This window comes from Tahibacter caeni, from assembly GCF_024609805.1.
Classification (GTDB): domain Bacteria; phylum Pseudomonadota; class Gammaproteobacteria; order Xanthomonadales; family Rhodanobacteraceae; genus Tahibacter; species Tahibacter caeni.
In genome coordinates this window covers 1-7,995 of record NZ_JANFVR010000224.1, presented here as the reverse complement: position 1 = coordinate 7,995, position 7,995 = coordinate 1, and the positions used below count along the sequence as shown (strand labels likewise).

The 7,995-nt window shown below is 70.3% G+C and carries 8 protein-coding genes and 1 pseudogene; 3 read left to right on the top strand and 6 right to left on the bottom strand.

From position 1 onward, the window contains the following. The 4 genes and pseudogenes from NON22_RS16795 to frr all read right to left on the bottom strand — a co-directional run. A pseudogene (locus tag NON22_RS16795) lies at positions 1-228 on the bottom strand (1-deoxy-D-xylulose-5-phosphate reductoisomerase); the annotation flags it as partial. Beyond that, complete coding sequence (locus NON22_RS16790; protein ID WP_257388097.1) at positions 225-1,040, bottom strand: phosphatidate cytidylyltransferase; 816 nt, start codon at positions 1,038-1,040, stop codon at positions 225-227. The gene NON22_RS16790 and the pseudogene NON22_RS16795, both read right to left, overlap by 4 nt. Positions 1,041-1,208: 168 nt before the next feature. Further along, positions 1,209-1,958: a polyprenyl diphosphate synthase gene (uppS, locus tag NON22_RS16785; RefSeq protein WP_257388098.1), complete on the bottom strand. Its 750-nt coding sequence runs from the start codon at positions 1,956-1,958 to the stop codon at positions 1,209-1,211. 22 nt (positions 1,959-1,980) lie between these two features. Beyond that, on the bottom strand, positions 1,981-2,541 hold the full coding sequence (gene frr, locus NON22_RS16780) for a ribosome recycling factor (protein ID WP_257388096.1): 561 nt from the start codon (positions 2,539-2,541) through the stop codon (positions 1,981-1,983). 174 nt (positions 2,542-2,715) lie between these two features. Here frr and NON22_RS16775 point away from each other — a divergent pair, with 174 nt between their 5' ends. Next, entirely contained in the window at positions 2,716-3,435 is a 720-nt protein-coding gene (locus tag NON22_RS16775; protein ID WP_257388095.1) for a YebC/PmpR family DNA-binding transcriptional regulator, read from the top strand. Positions 3,436-3,480: 45 nt separating this feature from the next. Here NON22_RS16775 and pyrH read toward each other — a convergent pair whose 3' ends face one another. After that, complete coding sequence (gene pyrH / locus NON22_RS16770) at positions 3,481-4,197, bottom strand: UMP kinase (RefSeq protein WP_257388094.1); 717 nt, start codon at positions 4,195-4,197, stop codon at positions 3,481-3,483. 328 nt (positions 4,198-4,525) lie between these two features. Between pyrH and NON22_RS16765 the strand changes: the two genes are divergently transcribed. Further along, positions 4,526-5,074, top strand: coding sequence for a hypothetical protein (locus NON22_RS16765; RefSeq protein WP_257388093.1), 549 nt, complete (start codon positions 4,526-4,528; stop codon positions 5,072-5,074). A gap of 59 nt (positions 5,075-5,133) precedes the next feature. Beyond that, the gene (locus NON22_RS16760; RefSeq protein WP_257388092.1) at positions 5,134-7,179 is read left to right on the top strand and encodes an alkaline phosphatase; all 2,046 of its coding nucleotides are present in this window, start codon (positions 5,134-5,136) and stop codon (positions 7,177-7,179) included. A gap of 278 nt (positions 7,180-7,457) precedes the next feature. On the opposite strand, the gene NON22_RS16755 is transcribed toward NON22_RS16760, so the two are convergent. After that, the coding region (locus tag NON22_RS16755) for an NAD(P)H-dependent flavin oxidoreductase (RefSeq protein WP_257388091.1) at positions 7,458-7,995 on the bottom strand (538 nt) is incomplete at its 5' end.

Below are 7,995 nucleotides of genomic sequence, written 5' to 3'. Positions count from 1 at the left end.
CGTGGCGAGGCCGGCGCGGGCCAGGCGTGCGCGCAGGTCGGCCTCGAGCGCCGGATCGGCGATGACGGCGAGGTCCGGCGCGAAGCGTTCGCAGAGCGCGGCCAGCGTCTCGCTCGCGCGGTGCGCCGCGAGCACGCTCGCGCGGAAGCGTTCGGGATGGCGCGCGATCACGTCCAGCGCGCTGCCGCCGATGGAGCCGGTGGCGCCGAAGACGGCGACGTTTCTCATGCGCGCAGCAGGGCCAGTCCCGCGGCCCAGACCGGCAGCGCGGCGAACACGCTGTCGAGGCGGTCGAACATGCCGCCGTGGCCCGGGAACAGGTCGCCGGAATCCTTCACGTTGGCGTGGCGCTTGATCAGGCTTTCGAACAGGTCGCCGACGATCGAGGCGAGCACGGTCAGCATGGCCAGCACGAAGATGCCGGCCAGCGGCGCGCCGCGCAGGCCGAGCAGCCACGCGCCGATGACGCCGACGACGGCCGAGGCGGCCACGGCGCCGTAGACGCCGGCCCAGGTCTTGCCCGGACTGATCCGCGGCGCGAGCTTGGTCGTGCCCCAGCGGCTGCCGGCCAGGTAGGCGCCGCTGTCGGCGACCCAGACCAGCATCAGGCCGAACAGGGTCCACCAGTGACCGTTGCCGGCGCCGCCGTGCACCTGCAGCAGACCGCACCAGGCCGGCACGACGATGAAGAAGCCTGCCGCGAGCTTGAGCGCGATGTGTTCGCGCGTCGGCGCGACGCCGAAGCTGAAATGGCGCAGCCACAGCGCGGCGACCGGCCACCAGGCCACGCCCGCCAGGATGACGGCCCACCAGGCCGTGCCGCCGCGGACGGTCCAGAGCGCGACCATCGCCGCCGCATGCGCGGCGACGGCCGTGCCGCGCAGGCCGGCGTCGCGCAGGCCGAGCATCCGCGTCCATTCCCAGAGCGCATAGAGGAACGCCGCGCCGGTGACCACGGCGAACAGCGCGGTCGGAGCGAACAGGATCAGCGCGATCGCGGCCGGCGCGAGTATCAGGGCCGTCAGGGTGCGCGTTTTCATCGGGGATGCCACAGGCTCAGCGCACTCCGTCGGTCGGTGGGATTGCCGGTAAACCGGCTTGCTTTTCGCTGCTGCGGCCCCGGCGCGTCAAGTGGAGCCGGCGGCGCGCGGCCGCGGCGGACGGGAATCGCGGCGGACACATCGCCGCGGCGCCGGGCGCTGCCGTGCTCATGCGCCGCCGGCGACCTGGGCGCTGGTCTTGCCGAAGCGCCGTTCGCGTCCGGCGTAGTCGGCCAGCGCCTGGTCGAACGCGGCCGCATCGAAATCGGGCCACAGCACCGGGCTGAAATGGATTTCCGCGTAGGCGATCTGCCAGAGCAGGAAATTGCTGACGCGCTGCTCGCCGCCGGTGCGGATGAACAGGTCCACGGCGGGCTCGTCGGCCAGGCACAGGTACGGCGCGAGGCTGTGCTCGTCGACGGCGTCGGCCGCGATCTCGCCGGCCTGGACCGCGCGCGCGAGCCGCGCCGCGGCCTGGGCGATGTCCCAGCGGCCGCCGTAGTTGACCGCGATGTTCAGGTGCAGCCGCGTGTTCGCCGCGGTCCGGTCCATGGCCGCCTGCATGCGCTGGGCCAGCGCCGGCGCGAACGCCGACAGCTCGCCGACGAAGCGGATGCGCACGCCGTAGCCGTGCAACTCGTCGACTTCGCGATCCAGCGCCTTGAGGAACAGCTCCATCAGCGCGCTGACCTCGTCCGGCGGCCGCTGCCAGTTCTCGCTGGAGAACGCGAACAGGGTCAGCGCGGGTATGTCGCGGCGCAGGCAGAACTCGATCGCGCCGCGCACGGCCTTCTGGCCGGCGTGATGGCCGAAACTGCGCGGACGCAGGCGCTTGCGCGCCCAGCGTCCGTTGCCGTCCATGACGATCGCGACGTGGCGCGGCAGGCGTTCGGTCCCGGCGGTCTTCGGGGGAGTCAGCGGATCCAGGATCGTGCTCCGCTCAGACCGCCATCAGTTCTTCTTCTTTGGCCTTGACCACGGCGTCGACGTCCTTGATCGCCTTGTCGGTCAGCTTCTGGATGTCTTCCTCGGCCTTACGCTCCTCGTCCTCGGTGACCTTCTTTTCCTTGAGCAGCTCCTTGACGTGCTGCATCGCGTCGCGGCGCACGTTGCGCACGGCGACCTTGGCGTCCTCGCCTTCGCCGTGCACCTGCTTGGACAGGGCCTTGCGGCGTTCCTCGGTCAGCGGGGGCAGGTTGATGCGGATCACCGTGCCGGCGGTGTTCGGGTTCAGGCCGAGGTCGGAGGCGATGATGGCCTTCTCGATCGGCTGCACCATGGTCTTTTCCCAGGGCGTGATCGTCAGCGAGCGGGAGTCCTGCACAGCCACCGTGGCGACCTGGGACAGCGGCATGTCGCTGCCGTAGTAGTTGACCTTGATGTGGTCGACCAGCGCGGTGGTCGCACGGCCCGTGCGCAGGCGCTGCAGGTCGTGCTTCAGGGCTTCGACGCTCTTGGCCATGCGGGTCTGGGCGTCTTGCTTGATGTCGTTGATCGTCATGGCGGCGGGGTCCTTGGGCCGAAAAAGCCGCCGGAGTATAGCAGCGCCCCGGCGGGCGCAGCCGGCCGGCGCGGCGCGGCCTGCGACAGCGGACCGCAGGCCGCCGCCCCTGCCCGCGTCCGCGCCGCAGCAGCTACAATTCCGCCCCGAATTTTCCGGCGAACAGGTACGGCAATGGGCAGATTGATGGCCATCGAAGGGCGCAAGAACGCCCAGGATGCACGGCGCGGCAAGATCTTCACGAAGGTCATCCGCGAGCTCACGGTGGCGGCGCGGGCCGGCGGCAGCGACCCCAAGGCCAATCCGCGCCTGCGCCTGGCCATGGACCGCGGCCTCGCCGTGAACATGGCGCGCGACGTCATGGAGCGCGCGATCAAGAAGGCCACCGGCGAGCTCGAAGGCGTCAGCTACGAGGAAGTGCGCTACGAGGGCTACGCGCCCGGCGGCGTCGCCGTCATCGTCGACTGCATGACCGACAACAAGGTGCGCACCGTCGCCGACGTGCGTCACGCCTTCAGCAAGTGCGGCGGCAACCTCGGCACCGACGGCTCGGTGTCCTTCATGTTCAAGCGGCTCGGCGTGCTGAGCTATCTGCCGGGCACGAGCCAGGAAGCGGTCGAGAATGCCGCGATCGAGGCCGGTGCCGACGACATCGTCGTCTATGCCGACGACGGCTCCATCGACGTGCTGACCAGCCCCGACAACTTCGAGGCCGTCAAGCAGGCCATGGAAGCGGCCGGCCTGCCGCCCGAGCACGCCGAGGTCGGCCTGCGCGCCGACAACGACATCGCCGTCTCCGGCGAAACGGCCCAGGCCGTGCTCAAGATGATCCACATGCTCGAAGACCTCGACGACGTGCAGAACGTCTATTCGAACGCCGACATCGTGAGCTGATCATTCCGTCTCCCCCGGCCGCGGCTGGGGGAGACGTCTTCGTTTTCAGGTCACCAGGGTGCCGACCGCTTCGCCGCGGGCGATGCGCAGCAGATTGCCCGGCACGCCCATGTCGTAGACGCGCAGCGGGATCTTGTTGTCGCGGCACAGCGCGATCGCGGTCGTGTCCATGACCTGCAGGTTGCGCTGGATCACCTCGGCATAGGTCAGCCGGTCGTAGCGCTCGGCGCCCGGATCCTTCTTCGGATCGGCGCTGTAGATGCCGTCGACCTTGGTCGCCTTGAGCAGCAGGTCGGCGCCGACTTCGATCGCGCGCAGCGCCGCGGCCGAGTCGGTCGTGAAGAACGGATTGCCGGTGCCGGCCGCGAACAGCGTGATGCGGCCTTTCTCGAGATGGCGTATCGCGCGGCGGCGGATGAAGTCCTCGCAGACTTCGTTGATCTTGATCGCGCTCATGACGCGCGCGTAGGCGCCGAGTTTTTCCAGCGCGTCCTGCATCGCCAGAGCGTTCATGACCGTCGCGAGCATGCCCATGTTGTCGCCGGTCACGCGGTCCATGCCGGCCTTGGCCAAGCCTTCGCCGCGGAAGATGTTGCCGCCGCCGATGACGACGCCGACCTGCACGCCGGCGCGCTGGATTTCGATGATTTCCTTGGCCAGGCGGTTGAGCACCTTCGGATCGATGCCGTAGTCGGCGTCGCCCATCAGCGCCTCGCCGCTGAGTTTGAGCAGGATGCGCTTGTACTTGACGTCGCTGGGCATGCACGGTTCTCCGGGCAGGGCAGGCCAGCCGCGCAAACGCCGCCGGCGCCGGTCCTGGTCATGGGAAAGAGAAGGGGGCCGAAGCGGCCCGCGAAATGCGCGCGATGATACCGCAATGTCATAAACGCCGGGGCCGCGAACGACCATCGTCGCGCGCCGCGACGCCGTTCGTCGGCGACGGTTCGGCTTTTCCGTGCGCATCGGCGCCGGCGCGTCGACGCGATCACGCTCGCGTCAAGCGCGCGTAACCGCCGTTTCACAGTCCCGCTCTACTGTCCCGGCCGATTTTTCCGCGGCCCCGTCAGGCCGCGCGCCTGGAGGGATCCCGATGTCCGCACGTCTTTTCGCCGTCGCCGCGTTGCTGGCCGTTGCCGCCTCGGCCGCGGCGCATACCTCGGCCTCGAATGCGCCGCCGGCATTGCGCACGGTACCCAGGGCCTTCGCCGTCGAGCGCGCGCTGCCGGCGCCGCCGCGCGACGTGGCCGAGCTGCGTTTCCACGACGTGTTCAAGCTGCCGGTCGGGCCGCGCGGCCTGGAGGTCACCGAGCGTCTGCGCGAGCTCGACGGCCGCCGCGTGCGCCTGGTCGGCTACATGGTCAAGGCCGACGTGGCCGGCGGCTTCGTCCTGAGCCCGCTGCCGGCCGAGCTCGGCGACGCCGACGAAGGTCTGGCCGACGACCTGCCGCCGAGCGCCGTGCTCGTCGAGCTACCGCGTTCCACCGGCCTGCGCAGCGGCCACATGCCCGGCCTGATCCAGGTGACCGGCCGCCTGCGCGTCGGCAGCGCCGAGAGCGCCGACCTGCCGGGCCGTGTGTTCCCCGCGCGCCTGGAGCTCGATCCCGGACTCGACCGCGCGCTGCGCAAGGCCAACCGCTGACCGCCGTCGCCGCGGCCCGCCGCGGCGATTTCCTTTTCCACTCCCGTAAGGAGCGCTGCATGCGCCGCATGACGATTTCCCGCCTCGCCCTGGGCACTGCCCTGGGACTGCTGGCCGTTTCCGCCCAAGCCGCGAGCGTGTCGCGCCTGACCCCGCCGAGCGAGCTGTTCGCCTCGGGCGCGGCCGATCCCATCATTTCGCGCTTCCTGCCGGGCCAGCGCTTCGACCTGCAGGCCACCGTGCGCCCCGACGAGGGCGACCGCGTCACGTCGTTCGAGTTCTTCGTCGACGGCGCCTGGATCAACGGTCCGCTGCCGGTCGGCGGCGGACCGAACGACGCGCGCCTCGCGCGCAACAGCATCGTGACCGAGACCGGCGCGGCCGAGACCTGCGTGCGCGAAGGCAAGACCACAGGCGCGAGCGGCTGCGTGCTCGCCGCAGGCCTGCCGGCGAACACGGCGATCGTCAGTTTCCGCGGCTATTCCAACTACTCGGCCGGCGTGCACGAGTTCAAGGTGAACGCGCGCACCGCCAACGGCCGCACGGTCAGCGCCGCCGGCAACTTCGAGATCGTCGGCCTGGCCAATGGCGGCCGCACCGCCAAGAACATCATCCTCCTCGTCGGCGACGGCATGGGCGCCGCGCACCGCACGGCGGCGCGCGTCATGGCCAAGGGCTATGCGCAGGGCAAGGCGCGCGGCAAGCTCGCGATGGACACCTTCCCGTACAGCGGCCAGGTCATGACCGCGTCGCTGAACTCCATCGTGACCGACTCGGCGCCGGGCATGGCCAACTACGTCTCCGGCAACAAGGCCAACAACAACGAAGAAGGCGTCTGGCCGGACGACACGCTCGCGGCGTTCGACAACCCGCGCATGGAATACCTGGCCGAATACCTGCACATGCTGCAGGGCAAGTCGCTCGGCATCGTGACCACGGCCGACGTGTTCGATGCGACGCCGGCGGCCAACGCCGTGCACACCTCGGCGCGCGGCAACGGCACCGGCATCGTCGACCAGTTCCTCGACGACCGCAGCAAGACCGGCCTCGCCGTGCTGCTCGGCGGCGGCCGCAAGTGGTTCCTGCCGAATGCCGGCGGCAACACGAGCCCGCAGCCGGTCAACGGCTCGCAGCGTTCGGCGCGCAACGACTACGTGCTCCCGGCCGACATCGTCAACGGCTGGGGCGCCGCGCCCGGCAAGCTCGATCCGGAACGCGACCTGATCGGCGACTTCATCGGCGCCGGCTTCGCCTATGCGCCGGACAACACCGCGCTGAACGCGGCATTCGCGCGCGGCACGCCGGACAAGCTGCTCGGCCTGTTCGCCTATTCGAACATGAACGTGTCCTACGACAAGATCGCCGCGCGCCGCGGCAACGGCGAGGTCGTCGACGCGTTCGGCTTCCCCGACCAGCCGATGCTCGACGACATGACCGACAAGGCGCTGAAGGTGCTGTCGCGCAATCCGCAGGGCTTCGTCGCGATGATCGAGGGCGCCTCGATCGACAAGCAGGCGCACCTGATGGACACCGACCGCTGGATCCACGACGTCATCGAGTTCGACCGCGCGGTCGCCGTGGCCAAGCGCTTCGCCGAGCAGAATCCGGACACCGTCGTCATCGTCACGGCCGACCACGAATGCTCCGGCGCGGCCATCATCGGCGCGGCCACCGTGTCGGCGGCGCAGCTCGCGGCGGACAAGCTCGCCGGCAAGAACGTCGTCGGCATCTACGAAGCGGCCAAGTTCCCGCGCTACACCATGGGCGCCGACGGCTATCCGGTGACGACCAACATCGACAACAAAATGCTGATCGGCTACGGCGCGAATGCGGACCGCTACGAGAACTGGCTGCCGAACCGCTTCCCGACGCGCGACTCGCAGCAGCCGTTCCCGCCGACGCAATCGCCGGCCAACCCGAACGTGCGCAACAAGGACGAAGGCGCGCTGATCACGGGCCAGGTCGCCGGTGATCAGGCCGCACACACGGGCAGCGACATTCCCCTGTCGGCCTACGGCCTCGGCGCCGGTTATTTCACCGGCACCTTCGACAACACCGACGTGTTCTTCAAGCTCGGCCAGATCGCGGTCGGCGGCGTGCAGTAAGCCCGTCGAAGAGGCCGGCGCTCGCGGCGCCGGCTCGCCGGTCATCGATGACGCGCAGCGGGCGACCGCTGCGCGTTTTTCATGCGTGCTCTCTAGGGCTGCGGCTGCCGAGGTTGGGCGAGGTGCGAAGCCGGATTCCGGCGCGGCCGTCAATTTTCGGCATCGAGACGCGAATGCTGTGGCGAAAACCGTCGATCGCGCTCGCGGATGCTTCTCCACGCGTCCAACCCTCGCCCAGACGCGTTCGCGCTTGGGCTGGCGAGGGCCTGCGACGGCATTCAGGCGTCGCGGTCGGTGGACGCCGCGGCGTTTGCGGACGCCGCGCCGCGTTCGGCCTCGCGCCATTCGTCGATCAGGCAGTGCACGAGTTGCGCGGCCGGCAGCTCGCGCGCGAGCGGTGCGCCCTGGCCGGCCCAGTGCGCGGCATAGTCGTGATTGCCCTGGGCAGCGGCGGCCTGATGCAGTGCCTTGCCGGCGTCGTAGGCGATCGGGTAGTCGGGCGGCTGCAGTCCGCTCCGCTCGCCGAGAACGTGCAGGCGGTTGACGAAGCCGCGCGCCGCGCGGCCGGAAATCGCCGCGGTCACGCCGGTGTGCGACGCGTGCGCGCCGCGCAGGCGTTCGCGATCCGCCGCACCGGCGGCCGACTCGGGGCAGAGAATGACGGCCGTGCCCATCTGCACGGCCGCGGCGCCGAGGCGCAGCGCCGCGGCGATGCCGCTGCCGTCCATGATGCCGCCGGCCGCGACCACGGGCAGCGCGCAGCGGCGCGCGAGCAGGCGCACCAGCGCGAACGTGCCGAGGCGCAGGTCCCGCGCC

Coding starts and splice junctions, on each gene's coding strand:
- NON22_RS16790 (WP_257388097.1), bottom strand. CDS start 1,040: ATGAAAACGCGCACCCTGACGGCCCTGATACTCGCGCCGGCCGCGATC.
- frr (WP_257388096.1), bottom strand. CDS start 2,541: ATGACGATCAACGACATCAAGCAAGACGCCCAGACCCGCATGGCCAAG.
- NON22_RS16775 (WP_257388095.1), top strand. CDS start 2,716: ATGGGCAGATTGATGGCCATCGAAGGGCGCAAGAACGCCCAGGATGCA.
- pyrH (WP_257388094.1), bottom strand. CDS start 4,197: ATGCCCAGCGACGTCAAGTACAAGCGCATCCTGCTCAAACTCAGCGGC.
- NON22_RS16765 (WP_257388093.1), top strand. CDS start 4,526: ATGTCCGCACGTCTTTTCGCCGTCGCCGCGTTGCTGGCCGTTGCCGCC.
- NON22_RS16760 (WP_257388092.1), top strand. CDS start 5,134: ATGCGCCGCATGACGATTTCCCGCCTCGCCCTGGGCACTGCCCTGGGA.